26 protein-coding genes, 2 pseudogenes, 1 riboswitch and 1 other annotated feature are annotated in these 23,862 nt (G+C 37.1%); of the genes and pseudogenes, 23 read left to right on the forward strand and 5 right to left on the reverse strand.

Translation table 11 applies throughout. From position 1 onward, the window contains the following. Positions 1 to 338 precede the first annotated feature (338 nt). Positions 339 to 494 (forward strand): hypothetical protein, encoded by a 156-nt coding sequence (locus tag H280_RS0120660; protein WP_020063020.1) that lies wholly within the window; start codon positions 339 to 341, stop codon positions 492 to 494. Between the two features lie 574 nt (positions 495 to 1,068). Continuing rightward, a complete protein-coding gene (locus tag H280_RS0120665; RefSeq protein ID WP_020063021.1) occupies positions 1,069 to 2,412 on the forward strand; it encodes a TrkH family potassium uptake protein in 1,344 nt (447 codons plus the stop codon). Positions 2,413 to 2,448: 36 nt separating this feature from the next. On the opposite strand, the gene H280_RS0120670 is transcribed toward H280_RS0120665, so the two are convergent. After that, positions 2,449 to 2,814, reverse strand: a complete 366-nt coding sequence (locus H280_RS0120670) for an imidazole glycerol phosphate synthase (protein ID WP_081625711.1) — start codon at positions 2,812 to 2,814, stop codon at positions 2,449 to 2,451. Positions 2,815 to 3,029: 215 nt separating this feature from the next. Between H280_RS0120670 and ytfJ the strand changes: the two genes are divergently transcribed. Then, entirely contained in the window at positions 3,030 to 3,401 is a 372-nt protein-coding gene (gene ytfJ, locus H280_RS0120675; protein ID WP_028411329.1) for a GerW family sporulation protein, read from the forward strand. Positions 3,402 to 3,528: 127 nt separating this feature from the next. Continuing rightward, positions 3,529 to 3,618, forward strand: a complete 90-nt coding sequence (locus H280_RS24080; protein WP_020063024.1) for a hypothetical protein — start codon at positions 3,529 to 3,531, stop codon at positions 3,616 to 3,618. Positions 3,619 to 4,064: 446 nt separating this feature from the next. Here H280_RS24080 and H280_RS0120685 read toward each other — a convergent pair whose 3' ends face one another. Together H280_RS0120685 and H280_RS0120690 are read right to left on the reverse strand one after the other, a co-directional pair. Further along, complete coding sequence (locus tag H280_RS0120685; protein WP_020063025.1) at positions 4,065 to 4,307, reverse strand: YkuS family protein; 243 nt, start codon at positions 4,305 to 4,307, stop codon at positions 4,065 to 4,067. 98 nt (positions 4,308 to 4,405) lie between these two features. Next, the gene (locus H280_RS0120690; RefSeq protein ID WP_020063026.1) at positions 4,406 to 4,660 is read right to left on the reverse strand and encodes a DUF3911 family protein; all 255 of its coding nucleotides are present in this window, start codon (positions 4,658 to 4,660) and stop codon (positions 4,406 to 4,408) included. 405 nt (positions 4,661 to 5,065) lie between these two features. Here H280_RS0120690 and ilvE point away from each other — a divergent pair, with 405 nt between their 5' ends. From ilvE to H280_RS0120775, 17 genes and pseudogenes are all read left to right on the forward strand, one after another. Continuing rightward, positions 5,066 to 5,965 carry a branched-chain-amino-acid transaminase gene (gene ilvE / locus H280_RS0120695; RefSeq protein ID WP_020063027.1) on the forward strand — a complete coding sequence of 300 codons (900 nt, stop codon included), beginning with the start codon at positions 5,066 to 5,068 and terminating at the stop codon, positions 5,963 to 5,965. 11 nt (positions 5,966 to 5,976) lie between these two features. Then, positions 5,977 to 7,644 (forward strand): dihydroxy-acid dehydratase, encoded by a 1,668-nt coding sequence (gene ilvD, locus H280_RS0120700; protein ID WP_020063028.1) that lies wholly within the window; start codon positions 5,977 to 5,979, stop codon positions 7,642 to 7,644. Between the two features lie 23 nt (positions 7,645 to 7,667). Then, positions 7,668 to 7,894, forward strand: a binding site (T-box leader). Positions 7,895 to 8,020: 126 nt separating this feature from the next. Further along, positions 8,021 to 8,209 (forward strand): annotated as a pseudogene (locus H280_RS0120705) (thiamine pyrophosphate-binding protein); the annotation flags it as partial. Between the two features lie 53 nt (positions 8,210 to 8,262). Further along, the gene (leuB, locus tag H280_RS0120710) at positions 8,263 to 9,327 is read left to right on the forward strand and encodes a 3-isopropylmalate dehydrogenase (protein WP_020063030.1); all 1,065 of its coding nucleotides are present in this window, start codon (positions 8,263 to 8,265) and stop codon (positions 9,325 to 9,327) included. Further along, positions 9,327 to 9,485, forward strand: a pseudogene (locus H280_RS25420) (3-isopropylmalate dehydratase large subunit); the annotation flags it as partial. The gene leuB and the pseudogene H280_RS25420, both read left to right, overlap by 1 nt. A gap of 439 nt (positions 9,486 to 9,924) precedes the next feature. Beyond that, positions 9,925 to 11,187: an ATP phosphoribosyltransferase regulatory subunit gene (hisZ, locus tag H280_RS0120720; RefSeq protein ID WP_020063032.1), complete on the forward strand. Its 1,263-nt coding sequence runs from the start codon at positions 9,925 to 9,927 to the stop codon at positions 11,185 to 11,187. Next, entirely contained in the window at positions 11,163 to 11,798 is a 636-nt protein-coding gene (gene hisG, locus H280_RS0120725; RefSeq protein ID WP_020063033.1) for an ATP phosphoribosyltransferase, read from the forward strand. The genes hisZ and hisG overlap by 25 nt, the downstream gene beginning before the upstream one ends. Before the next feature lie 14 nt (positions 11,799 to 11,812). Beyond that, positions 11,813 to 13,105, forward strand: coding sequence for a histidinol dehydrogenase (gene hisD / locus H280_RS0120730; RefSeq protein ID WP_020063034.1), 1,293 nt, complete (start codon positions 11,813 to 11,815; stop codon positions 13,103 to 13,105). Then, positions 13,105 to 13,689 carry an imidazoleglycerol-phosphate dehydratase HisB gene (gene hisB / locus H280_RS0120735; protein WP_020063035.1) on the forward strand — a complete coding sequence of 195 codons (585 nt, stop codon included), beginning with the start codon at positions 13,105 to 13,107 and terminating at the stop codon, positions 13,687 to 13,689. Before hisD ends, hisB begins: the two co-directional genes overlap by 1 nt. Before the next feature lies 1 nt (position 13,690). Then, complete coding sequence (hisH, locus tag H280_RS0120740; RefSeq protein WP_020063036.1) at positions 13,691 to 14,296, forward strand: imidazole glycerol phosphate synthase subunit HisH; 606 nt, start codon at positions 13,691 to 13,693, stop codon at positions 14,294 to 14,296. Then, positions 14,293 to 15,012 carry a 1-(5-phosphoribosyl)-5-[(5-phosphoribosylamino)methylideneamino]imidazole-4-carboxamide isomerase gene (gene hisA, locus H280_RS0120745; protein WP_020063037.1) on the forward strand — a complete coding sequence of 240 codons (720 nt, stop codon included), beginning with the start codon at positions 14,293 to 14,295 and terminating at the stop codon, positions 15,010 to 15,012. Before hisH ends, hisA begins: the two co-directional genes overlap by 4 nt. Then, complete coding sequence (gene hisF, locus H280_RS0120750) at positions 15,006 to 15,764, forward strand: imidazole glycerol phosphate synthase subunit HisF (RefSeq protein ID WP_020063038.1); 759 nt, start codon at positions 15,006 to 15,008, stop codon at positions 15,762 to 15,764. The genes hisA and hisF overlap by 7 nt, the downstream gene beginning before the upstream one ends. After that, entirely contained in the window at positions 15,761 to 16,066 is a 306-nt protein-coding gene (hisI, locus tag H280_RS0120755) for a phosphoribosyl-AMP cyclohydrolase (RefSeq protein ID WP_020063039.1), read from the forward strand. Before hisF ends, hisI begins: the two co-directional genes overlap by 4 nt. Before the next feature lie 13 nt (positions 16,067 to 16,079). Then, complete coding sequence (gene hisE / locus H280_RS0120760) at positions 16,080 to 16,403, forward strand: phosphoribosyl-ATP diphosphatase (RefSeq protein ID WP_020063040.1); 324 nt, start codon at positions 16,080 to 16,082, stop codon at positions 16,401 to 16,403. A gap of 12 nt (positions 16,404 to 16,415) precedes the next feature. After that, positions 16,416 to 17,432: a histidinol phosphate phosphatase domain-containing protein gene (locus H280_RS0120765; protein ID WP_020063041.1), complete on the forward strand. Its 1,017-nt coding sequence runs from the start codon at positions 16,416 to 16,418 to the stop codon at positions 17,430 to 17,432. A gap of 118 nt (positions 17,433 to 17,550) precedes the next feature. Then, positions 17,551 to 17,709, forward strand: a complete 159-nt coding sequence (locus H280_RS25425) for a DUF4025 domain-containing protein (RefSeq protein ID WP_020063042.1) — start codon at positions 17,551 to 17,553, stop codon at positions 17,707 to 17,709. 505 nt (positions 17,710 to 18,214) lie between these two features. Beyond that, positions 18,215 to 19,186 carry an NAD(P)-dependent oxidoreductase gene (locus tag H280_RS0120775; protein ID WP_020063043.1) on the forward strand — a complete coding sequence of 324 codons (972 nt, stop codon included), beginning with the start codon at positions 18,215 to 18,217 and terminating at the stop codon, positions 19,184 to 19,186. Between the two features lie 39 nt (positions 19,187 to 19,225). Here the strand turns inward: H280_RS0120775 and pssA are convergent, their stop codons facing one another. Continuing rightward, a complete protein-coding gene (pssA, locus tag H280_RS0120780) occupies positions 19,226 to 19,930 on the reverse strand; it encodes a CDP-diacylglycerol--serine O-phosphatidyltransferase (RefSeq protein WP_020063044.1) in 705 nt (234 codons plus the stop codon). A gap of 517 nt (positions 19,931 to 20,447) precedes the next feature. After that, positions 20,448 to 22,334, reverse strand: coding sequence for an LTA synthase family protein (locus H280_RS0120790; protein ID WP_020063046.1), 1,887 nt, complete (start codon positions 22,332 to 22,334; stop codon positions 20,448 to 20,450). Positions 22,335 to 22,526: 192 nt separating this feature from the next. On the opposite strand from H280_RS0120790, the gene H280_RS0120795 reads away from it, so the two are divergent. Beyond that, positions 22,527 to 22,922 carry a DUF3888 domain-containing protein gene (locus H280_RS0120795; RefSeq protein WP_020063047.1) on the forward strand — a complete coding sequence of 132 codons (396 nt, stop codon included), beginning with the start codon at positions 22,527 to 22,529 and terminating at the stop codon, positions 22,920 to 22,922. An 89-nt stretch (positions 22,923 to 23,011) separates the two neighbouring features. After that, positions 23,012 to 23,194: riboswitch (Lysine riboswitch) on the forward strand. Positions 23,195 to 23,372: 178 nt separating this feature from the next. Next, a partial coding sequence (locus H280_RS0120800; protein ID WP_020063048.1) for a hypothetical protein occupies positions 23,373 to 23,862 on the forward strand: 490 nt, incomplete at its 3' end.

A 23,862-nucleotide genomic window follows, 5' to 3' on the forward strand; every position in this document is an offset into this window, starting at 1 on the left:
CTTTTCCATTCATTTGTCGCAGCACGAATCAAATAAGAAATAACAGTAGAAACCGTGCATTTTCGGGCTGTCTCGGTGTGGTTGAACTCCGTTAAAATCGCCTGGAGCTCTGCTTCTGAAAGAAAGTTTTGAATCAATGTGTGGGACGTGGTATTCTTATTCATGAGAGATTCCTCGTTTCGTTAATGTTGGTGTGGTAACTTACATTGTACAAGAGGAATCTCTCTTTTTGTATTCATTTTTTGGTAGAATTTAGATAATCAACAGACGTGTTATGTGTATTTTAAATGAAACAAAGCATACTAATAATATTATGATAAAGAAGGGAAGGAAGTTATATGACGAATCGCAATGGTAGTAAAGGAAGCGGGAATCAAGGAGCACCTAAAGCCGGCCAATATCAACAGGAATTTGGTACAGAGTTTAATACGGGTGATGATAACAAAGGAAAAGAATATCGTTCGAAAAAGGGAAGCAAATCAAGGAAGGAATGAAGTGTATAAATATAAATTGAAAAAACAACATAAAACCCCCCTTTCTTTTTAGGGAGGACGTGAGCGTCTAGCCGTGCATAGGAGCGGTCAGGACCTTTTCCTGCCACATGCGTTTAAAACAAAGGGAGCAAAGTGAGTAGGGGTCATGTTGTATGCTGCATAACAGGGACTTACTAGTTGGAAATTTCAAATGGATATATACAAGAAGGGAATAAAAGTAGTGAAATAAAAAAGCCATCTTTATTACAAGATGGCCTAGGGAGGGGGGACAATTTATGTCAATTTAAGTTAGGGACAGAAAGCTGTTCGAGACATTGGGGATGTCTCGTTATTAGGGAGGAACAGCTTCGATAGTTATACTATAAAAGACTGATGTGAATTCAATGTGAACTTGGAGTGAAGGAATTAGGAATTTTCTATTTTTTTATCATATCTGGCGAGAAGACTCTCATCTCAAGCGTGAAACGGTAGGTGGGGGTAGTTCAATTAGAAATAAAAGTTGAAATTCATAAGAAAAAAGATTATGCTCAACTATGTTACATATTTTGGAGGACGGATTAAGGGAGTTAGTGCTATGAAAATGATAGAAAAACGAGACTTAAACGATCGTTTTATACGATTAAGTCCACCACAAATTTTAGCAATTGGCTTTTTTGCTTTGATTATCGTTGGGGGAATATTGTTGAAATTACCACTTTCAATAAAAACACCTATTAGCTGGGTAGATGCTTTTTTTACAGCGACGTCAGCTGCGACTGTAACTGGTTTAGGTGTAGTAGATGTGAATAGTACATTTACCATATTTGGACAAGTTGTCATTATGTTTCTTATACAAACTGGTGGTTTAGGTTTAATGACAATAGCTATTTTAATAGTTTGGATGTTAGGTAAAAAGATAGGGTTGCGCCATCGCCTTCTTATTGGAGAGGCATTAAATCAAACGAACATTGGCGGACTTGTAAAATTAGTGAAACGTGTGTTTTTCTTCTCAATTTGTATTGAATTAGTAGGTGTTGTATTTTTATCTATTCGCTTAGTTCCTGAATTTGGACTTGGGAAAGGACTATATTACAGCTTATTCCATGTCGTGGCTGCTTATAATAATGCTGGATTTGCATTATGGCCAGATAATTTAACGAGATATGTTGGCGATCCTATTATTAATATTGGTATTTGTTCGTTAATTGTAACAGGCGGTTTAGGTTTTACCGTACTCATTGATATATGGTATAGCCGCAGTTTTCGAAAACTTGTGCTTCATTCAAAAATCATGATTATTGGTACGATTGTGTTAATTGCTGCTGCAATGCTTATCATATTTGTATTAGAGTATAATAACGCAAAAACATTAGGTTCTTTATCATTTGGTGAGAAGTTGTGGGCATCGTTCTTCCAAGCAATTACACCACGTACAGCTGGATTTAATACAGTTGATTACGGAAGTATGGGAGAGGCAACGCTATTCTTTACGATGGTGCTCATGTTTATTGGAGCAGGGAGCGTTTCGACTGGAGGCGGTATTAAGCTCACCACTTTTGTTATTTTAATTACATCTGTTCTTTCATTTTTCAAGAAAAAAGAAGACTTGATTTTATTTCGTCGTACGATAAAAATGTCGACAGTGACGAGAGCGTTGGCAATTGTCATTGCCAGTCAATTTTTAATTTTTGTGGCAGTATTTATACTAATGCTTACTGAGAATTTTAGTTTTATAGAAATCTTATTTGAAACAATTTCAGCATTTGGAACAGTTGGATTAACAATGGGGATTACGGCTAAATTATCAGCATTTGGAAAGTGTGTAATTATGTTTGTTATGTTTTGCGGATTAATTGGACCGCTAACACTTGTATTTTCACTTGCGCAGCCAGCAAAACAAAAAATTCGCTATCCATCTGAGGATGTATTTACAGGATAAGGTATCTTGCAAGAAGCAAGATACCTTTTATTGTGTTTAAAAAAGAGAGAAGAATAAACCGATCAGAGCTGCTCGGAATATTAATGCGACAATTGCTGCTATGCCGCCCATGACTGCAGCGATTCCACCTGTAACAGTAGCGCCGCGGTTATAAGCATAGATACCAACTAGGACAGAAAGAAGTCCAAAGAGTACTGGGAAAGTGAATAAAGATAAGACGGCAAGGGCAAGTGCGATAAATCCAGCTGTTCCTCCGCCGGTCTTTGTCGTTTCTCGTTCTCTGTCGTCAGTATAAGGCACACCGTTCGGTGCAATTTCAGCTGCATATTCTTCTTCGAAATGATCTTCGTTTTCTCTATAACGTTCTTCATGTTTATCAGTCAATGTGATATCTCCTTTCATAAAGAGCTTCATGTTTAGTATGAGCTACTTCTGTTTTTTTATCCTATTGTTCGCAAACCGTAAGCCGTCCTTTTAGCTCAAGTAACTTTTGGGAGAAGAATGTTCTGCAAGAAAGATTTACTTTCAAAAATTATTAAGTTGTAAAAATTGGTATGTCTTTATCGTTTTTGGAAACGATAAAAAGGAATTGAAAGGAAAAAGAGGTGCTTTCTATGATGCAACATCCAATTGAAAACTTAATGAAAACAGCAATGACAAATTTAAAAGAAATGGTTGATGTTAATACGATTGTCGGCAAGCCGGTATCAACAGCAGATGGCAGTATTATTTTAACTGTTTCAAAAGTTGCCTTTGGTTTTGGCGCAGGTGGAAGTGATTTTAATGTAAATGAACAAAAAACAGAGGCGCAGAGCTTACATCCATTTGGAGGTGGAAGTGGTGCTGGGGTTTCCATTAATCCTGTTGCATTTTTAGTAGTTGGGGAAAAAGGGGTCCAAGTAATGCACTTACATAGTGGTACACATCTTGTAGAAAAAGCATTGGAAACAGTGCCAAGTGCTATGCAAAAACTGGTAAATAAGCTTTAATAGGATACTTGCATTTTAAGGAAATTATGATATAGTAGATGAAGTGTGCTTAAAAATGATATGAATATAAGGTAAATGATAATATATAGAGAATGATGATTTATGAAAGGTCAAGGGAGAGGTATAAATGATTAATATTAAAAATTTTGTTGTCGGTTTATGTATGTTAGTGAGTGGATTTGTTGTGTACGTACTAAAGGAAAAAGCGCAATTTTAGCAAACAGGCTCATATGTTAGCCTGTTTTTATTTTGAAGAATTTGTTGACATTGTTATTTTAATGATGTATAATTTATTTTCGTGTCTCGGTTACAGCTAGTATATATTGATTATTCTTTGCTTATACAAATCAATGGATTACTAAAGATCGGGCGATAACGCCAACAACTTTAGTGATTACAAATATGATGGATTGTATTTGTAAACTGTATACACATACTAGTGTATCAGGAGCGGTCATTGGAGCCGTAATGATGAGAGAGAGGTAGGGCTTTCATCCAGTATATGTTACTTTCCCGTTAGTTAAATATAGAGAAGAAGGCTACTTTTTAATAATTGATAGCCTTCTTTTAATGTATTTCCGAATGAAGCCCCCATCTTCAAGCGTGTGATGGGAGCGCAAAATGAAGCTTTCTTTAGGGTTCTTTACTCATCAAGATTTCACTTTATTGAATTCTACTTTCGACTTGTTGACAAATTTCATCGGTTGTTAATCCTCTTGCGTCAATAACAGATCCCTTTATTACAGCATTACTAATCCCCGCTACATTAGAATCTTGACCGCTGATAACGCAGCAGTCACATCCTTGTACATCACTTTCAGATTGTAATGAGACTACGTCATGCCCCTTTTGCTGCAAAGCTTGTTGTACGTTTGTTAAAGAATTTTCTACTCCAATTTTCGCCATGTTATTCACCTCCTGCCATCTAGTAATATGTTCCTTTTTCGGAAGAATATTCACTAATTAGCAGAAGAGTTCCCACGTGTGGCAGAAGAAGAAATAAACTAGTCGTTATAAACCCCAGTTAACATATCACATACAAAACGATCATTTTGCACATCTTGCATCGTATCATCATTTGATTGTACATCAATAGAAGCAATATACATCGGATTTTGTGTTGTTTTATTTTGCTCCGTGTATGGAAGTAATTCTACATAATCTTCTAATTTACACAGCCCTTTTGTATTTATTAAATCAAATAATTGAAGCATTTCCATTACCTCTTGTCTTGTTCCTTTAATTTGTAAACATGTCATATGATTTAGCCCCCTTAAATTTGTCAAAATGATTTTTGAAAATAGGATTATGAGTAAAAAAGAAAAAATATGAGTGTTATCCTCAAATTTTATTTTTTATTTTTTCACTTCACTTTATGAATCCTCTTTTTCCTAAAAGAAGATAGAACGCCCGTTTATTGAATACAATACATTCGAATCTTTAGGAAAAAATCCTTCTCTTCAACAAATATTTTTTGTTGAAGAAAATGTCGGAAAATATTTTTTGACATTTTGTAAACGTTAACAATGTTGATGAAACAATCTAAAGAAGGTTGTTTTTATTTTTAAAAATTTAAAATTTTCAAAAATTTCTTTGATTTATTTAAAAAGGGAGCGTAAACTAGGAAACAATAAAAAATTCAAGGGAATAGGGGGCGCTTTTAAGTGAACGAGCAATGGATTTTCTTAAATGGAGAATTTGTTCCAAAAGATGAAGCAAAAGTTTCTGTTTATGATCATGGATATTTATATGGTGATGGGGTATTTGAGGGCATTCGTGTCTATAGTGGGAATGTTTTTCGATTAAAAGAGCACCTCATTCGTTTGTACGAATCAGCAAAATCCATTTTATTAGAAATTCCATATACGTTGGAAGAAGTGACCAACATTGTTGTTGAAACAATAAGGCGTAATCAGCTATCCAATGGATATATTCGTTTAGTTGTATCACGCGGGGCTGGAAATCTTGGTTTAGATCCCGATTCGTGTTTAAAGCCAAATGTCGTTGTCATTGCGGAACAACTAGCACTGTTTCCGGCGGAATATTATGAAAAGGGCATCCCGGTTGTGACAGTTGCGACAAGGCGTAATCGTCCAGACGTATTAACACCACAAGTGAAATCATTGAATTACCTCAATAATATTTTAGTTAGAATTGAAGCAAAACTTGCTGGTGTGCAGGAAGCGCTGATGTTAAATGAGCAAGGGTATGTTGCAGAAGGTTCAGGTGACAACGTCTTTATTGTAAAAGGCAATAAATTAATTACACCGCCAAGTTATGCGGGAGCGCTGGAAGGAATTACCCGAAATGCGATTATGGAAATTGGTGAGAAGCTTGGTTATGACGTAAGGGAAGAATTATTTACTCGCCATGATGTGTATGTAGCGGATGAAGTATTTTTAACAGGTACAGCAGCTGAAGTTATTGCGGTAACAAAGGTTGACGGAAGAGAAATTGGCGCTGGAAAACCAGGGACACATACAAATTGCTTATTAAAAGAATTCCGTAAGCTAGTCGTAGAAGATGGCGAAAAAATTTATGAAGCAAATGAAGTAAGTTGGTAGGTGAATAACCGATGCGAAGCAATATGATTAAACAAGGTATTGATCGGGCGCCGCATCGAAGTTTGCTTCATGCGGCAGGCGTTAAAGAAGAAGATTTTCATAAACCATTTATTGCAATTTGTAATTCATATATAGATATTGTTCCAGGACATATTCATTTAAGGGAACTTGCTGATGTAGCGAAAGCTGCGATTCGCGCGGCAGGAGGCGTTCCTTTTGAATTTAATACAATCGGTGTTGATGATGGAATTGCAATGGGACACATTGGAATGCGCTATTCACTTCCAAGTCGGGAGATTATTGCAGATGCGGCAGAAACTGTAATTCAAGCTCATTGGTTTGACGGGGTTATGTTTATGCCAAATTGTGACAAAATTACACCGGGAATGTTAATGGCATCTGTTCGAACGAATGTCCCTTCTGTGTTTGTCTCAGGGGGACCGATGGAAGCTGGAAAAGCAAAAGATGGAACTCCTCTTTCATTGGCATCTGTATTTGAAGGAGTTGGCGCTCATAAATCAGGGAAGTTAAGTTTAGAACAGCTGATTGATATGGAAAAATTAGCATGTCCAACGTGCGGTTCTTGTTCAGGGATGTTTACAGCAAATTCTATGAATACCATTATGGAAATGCTCGGTGTTGCCCTTCCCGGAAATGGAACGATTGTTGCAACAAGTGAAGAACGACGTAACTTAATTCGTCAAGCTGCGTCTCATTTAATGGATTTAATTAAGCGTGATATAAAACCGAGTGACATTATTACGAAAGAAGCAATTGATGATGCCTTTGCATTAGATATGGCGATGGGCGGATCGACAAATACCGTTTTACATATGTTAGCCATCGCGAATGAAGCTGGAATTAATTATGATTTGCAGCGTATTAATGATATTGCAAAGCGTGTTCCATACTTAGCGAAAATTAGCCCTGCTTCTCATTATTCTATGCATGATGTACATAAAGCTGGCGGGGTGGCAGCTATTATTAAAGAGCTTTCACAAATTCCAGGAGCAATTCATTCCGAGCGCATTACAATTACAGGAAAAAGCATCTATGAAACAGTAGAAGATGGAAAAATTTTAGATGAAAAAGTAATTCGTCCGAAAGAGCGGCCTTATCGTAAAACAGGTGGTCTTTCCATTCTCTTTGGAAATTTAGCGCTAGATGGTTCGGTCCTAAAAGTTGGAGCGATTGATGAATCAGTTACCTCGTTTGTGGGTGAAGCAATTTGCTTTGATTCTCATGATGAAGCAGTTGCTGCAATTGATAGTGGTATTGTGAAAGAAGGGCATGTTGTAGTCATCCGTTATGAAGGTCCAAAAGGAGGACCTGGTATGCCGGAAATGCTAGCTCCAACATCAGCAATCGTTGGAAGAGGACTAGGAACAAAGGTTGCACTGGTTACCGATGGACGCTTTTCCGGAGCAACAAGAGGGATTGCAATTGGGCATGTATCTCCAGAAGCAGCTGAAGGAGGACCAATTGCATATGTGAAAGACGGGGATTCCATCATCATTAATGTAAAAGATGGCAGTATTCATTGGGAAATTTCTAACGAAGTATTAGAAGAGCGAAAAAAACAATTTATTTCTCCAGAGCCGAAAGTGAAAACTGGGTATTTAGCAAGATACGCAAAGCTTGTTACTTCGGCAAACACTGGAGGAATTATGAAAGTATAAAGTGAAACTTCCGCGCGCGGATGGATAAAGCGTTGATAGGGAGGAGTAGTTGATTGTGAAGCCTCACAGAGAGTCGGTGGTTGGTGGAAACCGATGGTTCACGTTGACGAACATCGCCCTTGAGTGCCAAACTGAAGCACTTGTCTAAGTTTGGACGGTAGCTCCGTTATAAGCTTGATTCTATTAGAATCACTGAGGCAAGAATTTTTCTTGCAAAGAAGGGTGGTACCACGAGTCTTTCGTCACTTCAGCACATAGCTGAAGTGTGGGCGAAAGACTTTTTTATTTATCCCGTTACTAACGGGTAGTAAGGCCTTGATTGGTGAGGGAAGTTTCACCTTATATAGGTATTTTATAAAGGAGGTTTGTAGAAACGATGTCTTCAAAAACGGAAGAGAAAATGGCAACCGGTGCACAGCTTTTGTTACAGGCGCTTAGAAGGGAGAAGGTAGAAGTCATTTTTGGCTATCCAGGAGGAGCTGTTTTGCCACTATATGATGCGCTTTACGATTGTGAAATTCCTCATATTTTAACGCGGCATGAGCAAGGAGCAATTCATGCAGCAGGGAAATTAAAAGCGTTACGATCACTTACAAAATCGTAAAGGAGTGCTTGAAGATGGAAAAACGAATTGTATGTTTAGCTGGTGATGGAGTTGGGCCGGAAATTATGAAAAGTGCCAAGCAAGTACTGGGAATGGTAGAAAGGTTATACGGGCATCATTTTTATTTACAAGATGAATTGTTTGGAGGAGCTGCCATTGATGCATTTGGTCAGCCGCTTCCGTCCCGCACATTAACAGCGTGCTTAGCAAGTGATGCGGTATTATTAGGTGCAGTTGGAGGACCATACTGGGATCATGCGAAAGAACGTCCTGAACAAGGGCTTCTAACTTTGCGAAAAGGCTTAGGTGTATTCGCGAATGTTCGCCCAATTTCTGTAGAAGAAGCAACAGCGCACTTATCACCGTTAAAAGCAGCGGAGCAAGTTGATTTTGTTGTCGTTCGGGAATTAACAGGTGGCATCTATTTTTCGTTTCCGAAAGAGCGGACAGAAGAAACAGCAACAGATACACTTACTTATCATCGACGTGAAATAGAACGAATTGTTTCCTACGCATTTCAATTAGCGAAAAAACGTCGTAAAAAAGTAACTTCTATTGATAAGGCGAATGTTTTAGAATCTAGTAAACTATGGAGACAAGTTACAGAAGAAGTAGCAGCTCGTCATCCTGAGATAGAGCTAGAACATTTATTAGTAGATGCTGCTGCAATGGAACTCATTCGTAATCCAAGGCGATTTGATGTGATCGTTACAGAAAATTTATTTGGTGATATTTTAAGTGATGAAGCATCTGTATTAGCAGGTTCATTAGGCATGTTACCGTCTGCAAGTCATGCGGAGAATGGTTCATCTCTTTATGAGCCAATTCATGGATCAGCGCCAGATATTGCTGGGAAAAATAAAGTAAATCCAATCGCTATGCTTCGCTCAGTCGCAATGATGCTTGGACAATCATTTGGGTTAAGAAAAGAAGGAGAAGCAATTGAAGAAGCTATTTCTACAATTCTTTGTTCTGGAAAGTGTACTGCAGATTTAGGCGGGAATGAAACGACAGCTTCGTTTACAAAGTATGTATTACAAGCGATGGAAGAGCAGGCGCTAGTGGGGAAATGGCGATAATGGGGAAAACACTATTAGATAAACTATGGGAACGACATGTTGTAGCAACAGATGAGAATGAATTGGATTTATTATATATTAATCTTCATCTCGTTCATGAAGTAGCATCACCGCAAGCCTTTGGGGGCTTGCGACTTGCAAATCGAACTGTGCGGAGATAGTCATACAGCGACAAGACGAAAGCAGTGGAAGTAGAATTAAAAGAAAATTATTTACTTTCAATTTAATCGGTAGTATACTGACCTAAAATTAAGAGGAGAAAGGGAGTAATGACAATGTTTACTTTCCCATCAGTCATTTTATTTACACAACATCATCATACGTAAACCCTTGAACCTAGCGTGAAAAAACGTGTAGGTACAAGGGTTATTCCTGTTGTACCTACATTCTCCAAGGAGCTATGTAGGTATTTTTATCTACATAGCTCTTTTTTCGTTTTCTAAGCGCTACGTTATGGATGTATGAGTAATGGTGAAGATGAAACCGCTAGTGAGCGAAGTTCAAGAAATAAAAAAGGGATATATAAGAGAATCATGTTCAATATGTTATCTTTGTAGATTTTTTGAATACATGTGTTAAGAAAGTGGAGGTGTGACGATGAAAAAATGGAAACGAGCCAATCCAAACGGAACGAGAGATTTTCTGTTTCAAGAATGTACATTAATGGAGGAGACTGAACAAAGGTTAAGGCGTACATTTATTGAGAGAGGATACGAAGAAATACGGACACCTATGATTGAATTTTATGATGTGTTTGCGTTTCAAAATCGTCCGATTGACGAGGAGAAGATGTATAAGTTTTTTGATTCTGAGGGACGCATCCTCGTTCTTAGACCTGATATGACAATCCCGCTGGCACGCGTAATTGGAACAAAAAGAATGGAAGCCCCTTTGAAAGTAACCTATAGTGGAAATGTTTTTAGGGCAAATGAATCTTTAACAGGAAAATATAATGAAATTACACAAACTGGAATTGAGATTATCGGTATCGATAATATACGTGCTGAAATCGAGTGTATTATAAGTACAATTGTTGCCTTGCAATCAGTAGGTATTCAATCATTTAAAATTGAAATTGGTCAAGTGGAACTGTATAAGTCCATTGTGAAAAAGTTGTCTTTACGAGAAGTAGATGAATATACATTGCGAGAATATATTGAGAGTAAAAATTATGCTGCCTTGTCTCAGTTTCTCCAAGAAAAGCAATTAGATATGCAGGATGAAACAGTGCGATTATTACAAAAGTTACCACGTTTATTTGGTGGGTTAGAAGTCGTTGAAGAGGCTGAGAAGCTTGCTGTCAGTCAAGAGATGAAGCAAGCCATTGCACAGATCAAAAATATATATGAAAACATGGAACGTCTTGGTTATGGTGGGTATATTTCAATTGATTTAGGGATGATTCAACATCTTCATTATTACACGGGTGTAATCTTTCGTGGATATATAAGCGATATTGGGAAAGAGATTGTTAGTGGCGGGAGATATGATGAACTTATTGGGAATTTTGGAGAATCTTTATCTGCAGTAGGATTAGCGGTACAAGTAAATCAAATTGTTCGAACATTACAAGAACGGAAGGAAGCACCATATCAAAAACAAATCGACGCTCTTCTATATTACTCATTAGATATGATTTCAGAAGCAGAGAAATTACGTATTTTATTTAGGAAAGATGGTGTAAAAGCAGAACTATCCATGTTAGAAAATTTACAAGATACTTTTCAATTTGCAAGAACACTCGATGTAAAGACGGTAATTGATGTATCAGGAGATACGTTAACCCAGTATGTATGGAAAGGGAAATGGATTATGCGGAAAAAAGGAGAATCCTCATGCGTAACATTCAAATTGCGTTAACGAAAGGAAGACTAGAAAAATATGCAATTCCCCTATTTGAACGAATTGGTATTGATTGTTCGGAGCTAAAAGATAAAGGAAGGAAGCTCGTCTTTCAAAGTAGGAATTCAAACATTTCATTTATTCTTGTAAAGGCAGTTGATGTCGTAACATATGTCGAGCATGGTATAGCTGATATTGGTGTTGTGGGGAAAGATATTTTACTTGAATATGAGAATGATATATATGAAATGATTGACTTAGGAGTAGGCTGTTGTAAAGTTTGTGTTGCTTCCACTTTGTCTTATAATCCAAACGGTTATAACAAAAAAAGGATTGCAACTAAATATCCGAATGTTACTTCTGCATATTTTCGTAAGAAGGGAGAAGATGTAGAGATTATTAAAATAGAAGGTTCTGTTGAGATTGCGCCTTTGCTAGGATTAGCAGATGCAATCGTCGATATTGTAGAAACAGGACAAACGTTGAAAGAAAACGGCTTAGTCGTATTCGAAGAAGTTTGCGACATTTCAGCACGTTTCATTGTAAATAAAGCCTCTTTAAAAATGAGGAAAGTCGAAATATTCAATATTATAAATAAAATGGAGAGTGTTGTAGCAGAAAAGAAGTAAAGGGGGAAGGGAAGATGGACGTTATATATGAGGATTATTCTATTATCTTATGTAAGGTGAAACAACTTCGCGAACAAGCAAATACAGTAGAAGAAACGATTCAACAAGATGTGAAGAAAATTGTTACAAGTGTAAAGGAAAAGAAAGATGAAGCTCTTTTTTCGTATACAAAGGCTTTTGACGGAGTAGAGTTAGCGCAATTTCAAGTTTCGGAAGAAGAATTAGAATTCGCATATAGACGTGTCGACTCTGCATTTTTAGCCGCATTGCAAGAAGCAAAAAATAATATCATTTCATACCACGAAAAGCAAAAAAGACAGGCGTTTATTGATACAGAGGAAGAAGGGGTTATTCGAGGCCAAGTTATTAGGCCTTTGCAAACCGTTGGCGTGTATGTACCAGGGGGAACGGCAGCGTATCCATCATCGGTTCTAATGAATGTATTGCCAGCAAAAATTGCGGGCGTTAATAAAATTGTCATGGTAACACCGCCAAACCGTGAAGGAGTAGACCCTCATATTTTAGCAGCCGCAAAAGTTGCTGGGGTTGATGAGGTGTACACAGTGGGAGGAGCACAAGCAATTGCGGCGTTAGCATACGGAACGGAATCGATTCCGCGTGTTGATAAGATTGTAGGACCAGGAAATATATATGTTGCATTAGCGAAGCGCGAAGTATTTGGTTCCGTTCATATCGATATGATTGCTGGTCCTTCTGAAATTGTTGTTATTGCCGATGAAACGGGAAATGCGGCATATATTGCGGCTGATTTATTATCACAAGCAGAGCATGACAGACGAGCAACTGCTATTTGCATCACAACTTGTTTGGAATTAGCACAGGAAGTGAATAGGGAAATAGAAAAACAATTGCTGAACCTACCGAGAAGTGAAATAGCTCGTGAATCCATTAACAGAAACGGAGCAATTCTTGTTGTAGAGTCATTGGAACAAGCGTTTCAGCTTTCAAATGAAATAGCTCCGGAACATTTAGAACTGCACATCAAAGAACCGATGACAGCTCTCTCGTCTATTCAACATGCAGGCTCTATATTTTTAGGTCCATATGCGCCGGAGCCGTTAGGTGACTATATGGCAGGTCTGAATCACGTGTTACCAACAAGTGGAACAGCAAGGTTCTTTTCCCCATTATCTGTGGATGATTTTATTAAAAAATCGAGCTTTTTATTTTATACAAAAGAGGCTCTTGGAAAGGTGCAACATCATATTGTCAATTTAGCGGAAAAAGAAGGGTTACAAGCTCATGCGAGGGCAATTGAAATTCGTTTTAAGGGAGGAGAAAATTGATGCGCGCTGCAAAACAAACGAGAAATACAACAGAAACAAAAATTTCTGTAGCACTGCAATTAGATGGGAATCAAGAAATTTCAATTCAAACAGGAGTCGGATTTTTTGATCATATGCTGACTTTATTTGCAAAGCATGGTCGTTTCGGATTGCAAATTGAAGCTGATGGTGATGTGCATATTGATGCCCATCATACAGTAGAAGATGTTGGGATTGTTTTGGGAAGTTGTTTGAAAGAAGCACTTGGTGATAAAGCGGGAATTAACCGTTACGGTACAGCTTATGTACCAATGGATGAAGCATTAGGGTTTGTTACGGTTGATATAAGCGGAAGGTCGCACCTGGTATTTGATGGTGAATTTACAAATCCAAAACTTGGTGACTTTGATACAGAGCTAGCAGAAGAATTTTTTCGTGCAGTTGCTCATACAGCGAACATAACATTACATGTACGTGCTTTATATGGAAGCAACACGCATCACAAAATTGAAGCGCTCTTTAAAGCATTTGGCCGTGCACTCTGTGAGGCTACCAAGATAAATGAAAAAATTGTCGGGGTAAATTCTACGAAGGGATTGTTGTAATTTGATTGCAATTGTAGATTATGGAATGGGAAATATTCGAAGTGTCGAGCAAGCATTAAAGCATCTTGGTGCAGCGTATGTTGTAACAGATGAAACAGAAAGAATTGTAAATAGCAATGGTGTTATTTTGCCAGGAGTGGGTGCATTTCCAAGAGCGAAGCGCTGTTTACAAGAAAAAGGACTTATTTCCGTTATACAAAAGGTTGCTTGTGCAGGAAAGCCGCTTTTAGGAATTTGTTTAGGCATGCAGCTTTTATTTGAAGAAAGTGAAGAGATTGAGAGAACGAAAGGGTTAGGTTTGCTGCCAGGAAGAGTAAGGAAATTAAATGTGTCGTATAAAATTCCCCATATGGGATGGAATCAGCTGCAAAAGAAAATGGAACATCCCTTATGGAATGAAATAGAAGAAGAGTCTTTTGTTTATTATGTTCATTCTTATTATGTAGAATGTCCAATTGAAGTTGTAGTTGGTGGGAGTGAGTACGGTGTTTTCGTACCAGGGCTAGTTGCAAAAGAAAATGTATTCGGAGCTCAGTTTCACCCTGAAAAAAGTGGAGAAATAGGAATTCAAATCTTACGAAATTTTAAGGAGGTTATCGGGGCATGAAGGTCTTCCCAGCTATCGATTTGAAAAATGGTCGTTGCGTTCGTTTATATCAAGGGAAATTTCAAGAAGAAACAGTAATGAATGAAAACCCTGTTGCCCAGGCGTTGTTATTTGAACAATTAGGTGCACGTGCATTGCACCTTGTCGATTTAGACGGCGCAGTTTCGGGTCGTTCAGAGAATTTTTCTGTTATTGAAGACATTTGCAAAGCAGTGCGCATTCCAGTGCAAGTTGGAGGAGGGATTCGTTCGATTGTTGGGATCGAAACACTTTTATCAGTTGGAGTGATGAAAGTAATTATTGGAACGGCGGCATTGTATGATCGTACATTTTTAGAAGAGGCAGTTCATTTATATGACGACAAAATTATCGTTGGAATTGATGCGAAAAATGGATATGTAGCAACACGAGGATGGCTAGATATATCTGAAACGCCTTATGTACAATTAGCAAAGAAAATGGAGGAAGTAGGTGTACAGACACTTGTTTTTACTGACATTTCTAAAGATGGGACTCTTGCTGGTCCGAATTTCGAACAATTACAAAAATTAAAAGATGTGGTTTCGCTTCAAATTGTTGCTTCTGGTGGTGTGAGTTCTCTTGCTGATGTTGAGAAGTTACAGAATATGAACTTGTACGGCGTGATTATAGGGAAAGCACTATATGATAAAAAAGTTATGTTAGAAGAAGCATTGCAGGTGACAGGGGCATGTTAACGAAGCGAATTATTCCTTGTTTAGATGTGAAAAATGGTCGTGTTGTAAAAGGAGTAAATTTTGTAGGATTGCAAGATATTGGGGATCCTGTCGCAATTGCCGCTGCATACAACGAAGCAGGTGCGGATGAGCTTGTATTTTTAGATATTACGGCAACGTACGAAGATAGGAAAACGATGATTGATGTCGTAGAACGCACAGCATCGGAGGTATTTATTCCTCTTACAGTTGGCGGCGGGATCACTACTGTTCAAGATATGTATGGATTACTTCGGGCAGGTGCAGATAAAGTTTCATTAAACTCAGCGGCAGTGAAAAGACCGGCATTAATTGAAGAAGGAGCAGAGCAATTTGGCTCTCAATGTATAGTTGTTGCAATTGATGCGAAGAAAAGTGGAGAAAACAAATGGAATGTGTATGTAAATGGCGGCCGCATTGATACAAGAATGGATGTAGTCGAATGGGCAAAGCGAGTGGAATACCTAGGGGCTGGTGAATTACTGTTAACAAGCATGGATGCTGATGGAACAAAAGATGGTTATGATTTATTGTTAACAGAAACAGTTTCAAAAGCGGTTGGTATTCCGGTGATTGCTTCGGGGGGATGTGGATCCATTGAACATATTGCAGAGGTTTTTCAGCGAACATCGGCAAATGCTGCATTAGCAGCTTCCATCTTTCATTACGGCGAGGCAACGATTCAAGAAACGAAACAAAAGTTGCAAAAAGCGAAAATTGAGGTGAGATTGTGAAACCAGATTTTTCAAAAGGGTTATTACCAGCTGTTGTGATTGAAGAGGAGACAAAAGACATATTGATGTTAGCTTACATGAATGAAGAAGCGTATGAGAAAACAGTAGATACAAAAACGACGTGGTTTTATTCGCGCTCAAGAAGAGGTTTGTGGAATAAGGGAGAAACATCAGGACATATTCAGCACGTTAAAGCACTATATTTAGATTGCGATCAAGACGCGATTATGGTAGTTGTTCAGCAGATAGGTGTAGCTTGTCATACAGGAGAAAAATCATGTTTTCATAATAAGGTGCTATAAGGGGGACAAGAACATGAACGATGTGTTGCAACAGTTGTATGAAACGATTGAGCGGCGAAAGGATAATCCTGTTTTTGAGTCGTATACAAATTACTTATTTACAAAAGGAGAAGATAAAATATTAAAGAAGTTAGGAGAAGAATGTACGGAAGTTATCATTGCAGCGAAAAATAATGCAAAAGACGAGTTGATAAAAGAAGTTACAGATCTTACGTATCATTGCTTAGTATTACTCGTAGAAAAAAATGTCTCATTACAAGAGATAACTGAAGAATTACAAAAGCGGCAAGGTCAATTATCAAAAGTGGGCGAACGAAAAGACATTGATGCCTTATAGGAGGGGAGAAAAATGAGAGTAGATTATCACCTTCATTTAGAAGAAGGACCGTATTCAATGCGGTGGCTATCTCGCACAAATGAAGCGCTCGAGTATTTTACACCGATTAAAGAAGAGAAACATTCAATGGAATGGATATTAAAAGCTGGGGAGCGTTTGCAAAAGCGTGTAAAGGAAGGCGCATTTTCACAGGAGTGGATTGATTTATATTTAGAGGAAGCAGTGCACAAAGGAATACGGGAAGTTGGAATAGTTGACCACTTATATCGTTTTTACGAAGCTAAGGAATACTATGAGCGCTATGTCGATATTAGTGATACAGAACTTGGACATTTGCAAAAAGAATGGCTCAATCAGGTGAGAGTGGAATCAATTGCAAATTTCACAAGAGCAATTGAAGAGGCGAAAGAAAGATGGAGAAAACGAGGCGTGACATTACGACTTGGGATAGAAGCGGATTATTTCATAGGCGGAGAAGAAGAACTGGAAAAGTTATTAGCATTAGGAAATTGGGATTATGTGATTGGTTCTGTTCATTTTATTAATGGATGGGGATTTGATAATCCAGATACAGACAATTATTTTAGACAGCATGATTTACATGCGTTATACCATACATTTTTTCAAACGTTAGAAAAAGCAATACGTTCTCGCTTATTTGATATTGTTGCACATTTAGATAATATAAAAGTGTTTAATTATCGCATAGATGAAAATGAGCAATTACCATATTACGAAACAGTTGCGAAAGCTTTGATTGAAACGAATACAGCTACGGAAGTGAATGCTGGACTATATTATCGATATCCTGTAAGAGAAGTGTGTCCGAGTCCTTTGTTTTTACAGCGTTTAGTACATCATGGTGTTCCGATTACTATCTCGTCTGATGCACATTTTCCGAATGATTTAGGAAGTTACGTACAAGAAAATATAGAATTGCTTCGTAATCACGGTGTTACGCATATAGCAACATTTGAAAAAAGAATTCGTAGCATGAAACCGATCGAATATGTAAAAGAGAATGTTTGATGATAAAGTGAAACTTTCACCGGAAATGGAGACTTTATTCCTTACTGCCCGTGAATAGCGGGATGAAAATCTCCTTCTTTGTTTACACTAACGTTGAATAAAAAAGGAGGTTTTTTTTATGGCGAAACAACAATATAAAGATACTGGGAAGTTAACAAATGAGAGTAATGCTCAACAAAAAGATCAATCAGAGCAATCTGTTATACAAGAACAAATTAGTGATACAGTAGCAGAAGGAACAATTGATGTGAAGCTGGGCCAAGGAAGAGATAAATAAAGTGAAACTTCCATCAGTAGGGGGGCTTCATCGCCCACTGATGGTTAGTTGAACCAATCGGGCTTTTACGGGCAGTTATCCCCTCCATCTATCTTCTTCGACTCTCTCTGGATCTTGAGGTGGGGGTCGTACTGCCCGTTAATGCGAGATAAAGTGAAACAAACTTCTATATAAATACAAATTAGACCTAAAAACCCTCTTTCTTTTTAGGTGGGTGAGAGCATCTGGCCAGGGTCTTTTCTGCCGCGTGCATGGTCTATAACAAAAGAGGGAAACAAGTCGCGGTCATGTTAAATTCTACATAGCAGCGACTTAAATGTCGAAAATTAAAATGGATATATGGTAGTGAGAGGCTGAATTATTCAGCCTCTTTTTCACGATTTTGTAAAGAAGGGTAATTAGATTAATGATAATGTAATCAAATTCCTTGTCTTTTTTTGGCGGAATTTTCTACAATAATATTGAATGAGCATATTTTTATGTAAAAAAGAAAGGATGCTTAAACATGGCGAAAATTTTAATAGCAGGAAAAATTCCAGAAATCGGACTACAGTTGTTACGAGATCATGAAGTGGAAATGTATGATAAAGAAGAATTGATTGGCACAGAAGAGCTAGTAGCACGTGTAACGGATAAGGATGCATTATTAAGCTTACTTTCAACAAAAGTTCCGAAAGAAGTCATCGATGCAGCACCGCATTTAAAAATTATTGCAAACTACGGAGCTGGATATGACAATATTGATTATAAATATGCAGTGGAAAAGGATATAGCGGTTACGAATACACCGAAAGTTTCCACAGAGGCAACAGCAGAGCTAACATTTGCAATTCTGTTAGCAGCAGCGCGCCGTATTCCAGAAGGAGATACACTATGTCGTACAGTCGGTTTTAATGGCTGGGCACCGCTCTTTTTCTTAGGACGTGAAGTATACGGGAAAACGATTGGCATTATTGGTCTAGGAGAAATCGGAAAGGCGGTAGCTAAGCGAGCAAAAGCCTTTGGAATGAACATTGTATATACAGGACCAAGTCGTAAATATAGTGCGGAGCAAGAATTAGGGGCAACATACGTAACGTTAGAAGAACTATTACAAACAGCGGATTTTATTACGATTAACTGTGCGTATAATCCGAAGTTACATCATATGATTGCCGAGGAACAATTTAGCCTAATGAAAAAAACGGCTTACATTATTAATGCGGCACGTGGTCCCATTATGAATGAATCCGCGCTTGCAATTGCATTAGAAAGAAAGGAAATTGAAGGAGCAGCGCTGGATGTCTTTGAATTTGAACCGAAAATAACAGAGAGATTGAAAGAATTAACAAATGTTGTGCTAACACCGCATATTGGAAACGCAACGATTGAGACGCGCGATGCAATGGCCGAAATGGCAGTGCGCAATATTTTAGCAGTACTAGAAGGAAATGAACCATTAACACCAGTGTATAAAAAAGAACTTGTGACGAAATAAAAAAAGAAACCTTCCTTATGATTAGGAAGGTTTCTTTTTTTATTCTTTGTTTGTTCGCTTTTTTTGTGTTGGTCGTTGTCTTAGAAATTGTGACAGCATATACAAAATATAGAGTGGAATAGCAATAAATAAAAACACTGACATATTACCGAAGCTCGTTTTGTACATCGTATAAATGATTCCGACTAAAAAGAGTGTCACGATAATACTATATTTTGGAATCGGTACATCTTTCATGCTTGGAATACGAATACGACTAACCATAAGAAAAGCGAATGTCACGAATACTGTAATGAGTACAATTTTTGGAATCACATGTGAAAATAAAGTAAGGAAGGCAACAAGGCCACCTGCTGCTGTAATTGGTACACCAGTAAAGTATTTCATTGATGTTGATGATGGTGTGACATTGAAGCGAGCTAATCTGTATGCTCCAAATAGAGGGAAAAGTCCTGCTATGTATAATCCGATAATACCGTAATTAGAGAAGGATGTGTAATACATCAATACTGCGGGTGCAGCACCAAATGTAACTACGTCTGCTAATGAATCAAGTTCTTTTCCGAGCTGTGAATCGACGCGAAGTAGGCGTGCAATCCTTCCATCGAGGCTATCTAGCATCATTCCGATTAAAACTAAAATCGCCGCTGATTTGTAGTATCCTAATGAAGCGTAGCCGATAGATAGAAATCCACTATATAAATTTCCGAGCGTAAATAAGTTTGGAATGGCTGCTCTGTACAAAATCTGATCCCTTGCTTTCTATTATAGATTCTTGATTAGTTTATGAAAGTTTATCTTTTTTATCATAACATAAATTTCTTATGCTCGTCGCAAAAAATCTTCATTTTGAGAAAGATTTTAGCGTATTTTTTATTTGATGTAAGTTTGAAAGTGAGATAACTGTAATCTCTAAAAGTGTAAAAGATTTTGTATGTTTTAATGGAGGAAATATTGTATATTGTTACAATGTATAAAGCATACAATACAATTAGTTTATTTAAGAAAATTTGTGTAATTCAAAGCGTATCATATTATATGTATGAATCCATTTTAATTTTCTGACATATAAGTCGCTGCTATGCACTCGCTTTCTCTTTGTGTTTTAAACCTCGCATGTGGCAGGAAAAGGAACTGACCGCTTCTATGCACGGACAGATGCTCTCGTCCCTCCTAAAAAGAAAAGGGGTTTTAGGTCAATTTTTTAACTTGTATATATAAAAAATGAACCTCGAATCGTCATTGTTCGAGGTTCATTTTCTTATTCAAATTTGGTTGTCATCGTACCAGTCTTATATTGATTATGCGAATCAAATCGTAATAAATCACCGTAAATGAGTTTATCAGAGTAACTTAGTTCTGTTTTTGCTTTTTCAATATACGGTTGACAAATAGAAATATCGGCCGGCTCACCAGTTTTTTTGTTGTAGCATACATTTTTTGTATACAGATAATCATTTGTTACGAAGCTTCCGTCACGCATAACCATAAGTGGCTGATCATTTGTTTCAAATAAATCTGTGCCAAATTCAATCGAATTGTTTGTTTTTATACCGAGTAAATGTAGAAGTGTTGGCTTCACATCAATTTGCCCAGAAACTTTTGAAATGACTTGTCCTTTTTGACCGGGAATGTGAATGATGAGCGGCACTCTTTGGAGCTGCATCGTATCAAAAGGAGTAAGTGTTTCCTTTCCTAAAAATTGGGCCATAGCTGCATTATGGTTTTCAGAAATACCATAATGATCTCCGTAAATAATGATAATAGAATTATCGTATAATCCTTCTTTTTTTAATTGTTCAACAAAATGTTTTAGTGCTTCATCTGTGTAACGTACAGTTGGAAAATAACGATTTACAACGCCGCTTTCTGAAGTGTATTCATTAATGAATTGATCTTCCGGTTGCAGCAAAAATGGAAAATGATTTGTTAATGTAATGAATTTCGTATAGAACGGTTGTGGTAAAGATTTTAATTTTGGGATAGATTGTTCGAAAAATTCTTTATCCTTTAATCCCCAACCAACAGACATTTGTTCCGCATTTGTATAGTCTTGCAAATTAAAATAACGGTCATATCCGAGTGCAGGATACATCAAATCGCGATTCCAAAATGTTTTATCATTTGAATGAAATACAGCAGAGTAGTATCCATGTTTTTTAAGTTGTTCTGGTGTGGCTGTATATTCATTATTAGCATGTGTAAAGAAAACAGAGCCGCGATCAAGCGGATATAAAGAGTTTTCGATAATAAATTCGGCGTCTGATGTTTTTCCTTGTCCAGTTTGATGATAAAAGTTATTGAAATAATAGCTTTCTTTAATGAAGTCATTTAAAAATGGTGTAATTTCTTTTCCATTTATTTTTTGATTGATGACAAAACTTTGCGTAGATTCCATGGAGATTAAAATAACATTTTTTTCTTTTGCCACGCCGAACAATTCTTTATTTGCTTGTCTATCTTTTGTTTTGACAAAGTTATCTATTTCAGAAAAGGTATCACCACTTGCGAAGGCACGCTGAGCAGACGATTTCGATTGCAGTGCAATATCATAAATATGGTATGTATATAAGCCGAGATTTTTCACAACAGTTTGGCGATCAAATGAATGTGAAAAGAGTTGTGGTTTATAAATAACTGAAATAACCATTTGCAAGGCTAATGCTGCTGTTACACCACTAAAAAATGTTTGTTTTTCTTTTCTCGATAAAGGAGTTGTGTCACAAAAACTAGGGAATTTCCGAGATAATATGACTAAAATAATAGTATCTGCAAATAAAAGAAGTGTTTTATATGTAAATAGTTCTTTTATACTCGTTCCTAAATCAGCCATGTTATTTGTTTGAAATAATACTGGGAATGTTACAAAATCATTGTAAAACCCATAAAACATGGCGTTGCCAAATAAAATAAACGATAACACCATACTAATACTAATAATGATACGATTTCGATGTTTTGTTGCTAATAAAGCGAAACCGAAAAATAATAATAATGAAGCTAATGGGTTAAAGAACAACATAATTTGTTCGAATGCGTTATTGATCTTCATATCAAAAGCTAGTTTGTATACAATATATGTTTTGATCCATAATAGGACGACTGCTATGAGAGCGAATCGTACTTTGGGAAACAAGTGTTGCATCATATTTGGCTCCTCCTACTACCTACAAGTAACCGTTTGTTTCTGTATATAACCGGTTACATATTTCTATGTTTTTTTTACTATGTGTACTATTATATAAAAACATAGTGAATTTGTGGATGCTTTTCTCATAATTGGGTAGAAAAAGGGAAGCTGGATAAAATAATGTCATCGATGGAAAAGTGGAGGAGTACCATGAAGAAAATATGTTGTTTTATAGTAAGCTGCTTCATTTTACTTGGAAATCCAGCTCCTTTTTTGGCTGAACATGAACCGCTATTATTAGAAGATGCACTTTATTCGGTGCTGTTTCCGAGAATAAATGAAGCGATTCAAAAGTATTATGGAAAACAAAAGCCATATGAATGTCCAAAAATCGTTAGCATGAAAAAAATGTACAGCGGTACATATTTGTTCCGTGCTTCTATTGAAATAATTAAATATGAGCCAGGAATAGGAGGGGAAAAACTCCCGCCGTTTGAAAAAGTAACAATTACCTTTGAAAATGATGATGGTGAATGGACTGTGAAGAATATAGGTGTAAAGCGCTTACCAGATAATACGGAAATAAATTGTCGTAAACCAATTTAAAAAAGTATTTGACAAATAAATTACTCATTTGCTATTGTTAGTAGCAATAAAAAGGTGCTTGAAAATTAAATAGACTTACCTCATCTACACTCAAGGATAGAGGCTGCGATAATCAAAAGTAAGCTATAGGAGATAAAGTGGTATTCATGATTATAGTCTGAAAGGGATTTTCGCCGAAATATATGGATAACCACTTTATTCATATATTGGGACTGCATTAAATAAATGTAGTACTGTCATAAGTTTTTGACTTATGGAGAGCTATTAGGAGATGTTTGATGCGGTTTCTTATTTGAGAAAATAACACAAGTTTATTTTTTCGTCCTATATTTTTCTAATAAGAAACGCGCGTGAACATTGTTCCGCGCGTTTTTTGTTTACCTAATTAGGGATAATATGAACAACTAAGAGATGTAATAGAGGGTTTTAAGAAAAAAGGGAGGAATTCACATGTATTTACACGGCACAAGCCGCATTAACGAGCAAGGGCATTTAGAAATTGGCGGATGCGATGCTACTGAACTTACAGCGAAATATGGTACACCTCTTTATGTATATGATGAAGCGGCAATTCATGAGAAGTGTCGTGCATTTCATCGTGCTTTTAGAAAGAGTGGGTTCTCTTATCAAGTAGCCTATGCAAGTAAAGCATTCTTGTGCATGGAAATGTGCCGATTAGCTGCAGAAGAGAATATGTCGCTAGATGTTGTGTCTAGTGGAGAGTTATATACGGCATTGCAAGCAGGATTTCCAGCTGAACGTATTCATTTCCATGGCAACAATAAAGCAGAAGAAGAGATGAGGATGGCGCTAGAAGCTAATATTGGGTGTTTCGTTGTAGATAATTTTTTAGAGCTAGAAATATTACATGATTTGGCGAAAGAATACGGAAAAGTTGCTAGTGTTCTGCTTCGTGTGACTCCAGGAGTAGAAGCGCATA

Source organism: Bacillus sp. 123MFChir2 (assembly GCF_000383235.1).
Classification (GTDB): domain Bacteria; phylum Bacillota; class Bacilli; order Bacillales; family Bacillaceae_G; genus Bacillus_A.

What these genes read in the sequence shown, in the direction of transcription:
- H280_RS0120690 (WP_020063026.1), bottom strand. Translation starts at nt 4,660, where the DNA reads ATGACATGTTTACAAATTAAAGGAACAAGACAAGAGGTAATGGAAATG.
- hisF (WP_020063038.1), top strand. Translation starts at nt 15,006, where the DNA reads ATGTTAACGAAGCGAATTATTCCTTGTTTAGATGTGAAAAATGGTCGT.
- hisZ (WP_020063032.1), top strand. Translation starts at nt 9,925, where the DNA reads ATGAAAAAATGGAAACGAGCCAATCCAAACGGAACGAGAGATTTTCTG.
- H280_RS24080 (WP_020063024.1), top strand. Translation starts at nt 3,529, where the DNA reads ATGATTAATATTAAAAATTTTGTTGTCGGTTTATGTATGTTAGTGAGT.
- ytfJ (WP_028411329.1), top strand. Translation starts at nt 3,030, where the DNA reads ATGCAACATCCAATTGAAAACTTAATGAAAACAGCAATGACAAATTTA.
- H280_RS0120685 (WP_020063025.1), bottom strand. Translation starts at nt 4,307, where the DNA reads ATGGCGAAAATTGGAGTAGAAAATTCTTTAACAAACGTACAACAAGCT.
- hisB (WP_020063035.1), top strand. Translation starts at nt 13,105, where the DNA reads ATGCGCGCTGCAAAACAAACGAGAAATACAACAGAAACAAAAATTTCT.
- H280_RS0120670 (WP_081625711.1), bottom strand. Translation starts at nt 2,814, where the DNA reads ATGAAAGGAGATATCACATTGACTGATAAACATGAAGAACGTTATAGA.
- H280_RS0120660 (WP_020063020.1), top strand. Translation starts at nt 339, where the DNA reads ATGACGAATCGCAATGGTAGTAAAGGAAGCGGGAATCAAGGAGCACCT.
- leuB (WP_020063030.1), top strand. Translation starts at nt 8,263, where the DNA reads ATGGAAAAACGAATTGTATGTTTAGCTGGTGATGGAGTTGGGCCGGAA.
- H280_RS25425 (WP_020063042.1), top strand. Translation starts at nt 17,551, where the DNA reads ATGGCGAAACAACAATATAAAGATACTGGGAAGTTAACAAATGAGAGT.
- hisA (WP_020063037.1), top strand. Translation starts at nt 14,293, where the DNA reads ATGAAGGTCTTCCCAGCTATCGATTTGAAAAATGGTCGTTGCGTTCGT.
- hisE (WP_020063040.1), top strand. Translation starts at nt 16,080, where the DNA reads ATGAACGATGTGTTGCAACAGTTGTATGAAACGATTGAGCGGCGAAAG.
- hisG (WP_020063033.1), top strand. Translation starts at nt 11,163, where the DNA reads ATGCGTAACATTCAAATTGCGTTAACGAAAGGAAGACTAGAAAAATAT.
- H280_RS0120795 (WP_020063047.1), top strand. Translation starts at nt 22,527, where the DNA reads ATGAAGAAAATATGTTGTTTTATAGTAAGCTGCTTCATTTTACTTGGA.
- H280_RS0120665 (WP_020063021.1), top strand. Translation starts at nt 1,069, where the DNA reads ATGAAAATGATAGAAAAACGAGACTTAAACGATCGTTTTATACGATTA.
- H280_RS0120775 (WP_020063043.1), top strand. Translation starts at nt 18,215, where the DNA reads ATGGCGAAAATTTTAATAGCAGGAAAAATTCCAGAAATCGGACTACAG.
- H280_RS0120765 (WP_020063041.1), top strand. Translation starts at nt 16,416, where the DNA reads ATGAGAGTAGATTATCACCTTCATTTAGAAGAAGGACCGTATTCAATG.
- hisD (WP_020063034.1), top strand. Translation starts at nt 11,813, where the DNA reads ATGGACGTTATATATGAGGATTATTCTATTATCTTATGTAAGGTGAAA.
- H280_RS0120790 (WP_020063046.1), bottom strand. Translation starts at nt 22,334, where the DNA reads ATGATGCAACACTTGTTTCCCAAAGTACGATTCGCTCTCATAGCAGTC.
- ilvD (WP_020063028.1), top strand. Translation starts at nt 5,977, where the DNA reads ATGCGAAGCAATATGATTAAACAAGGTATTGATCGGGCGCCGCATCGA.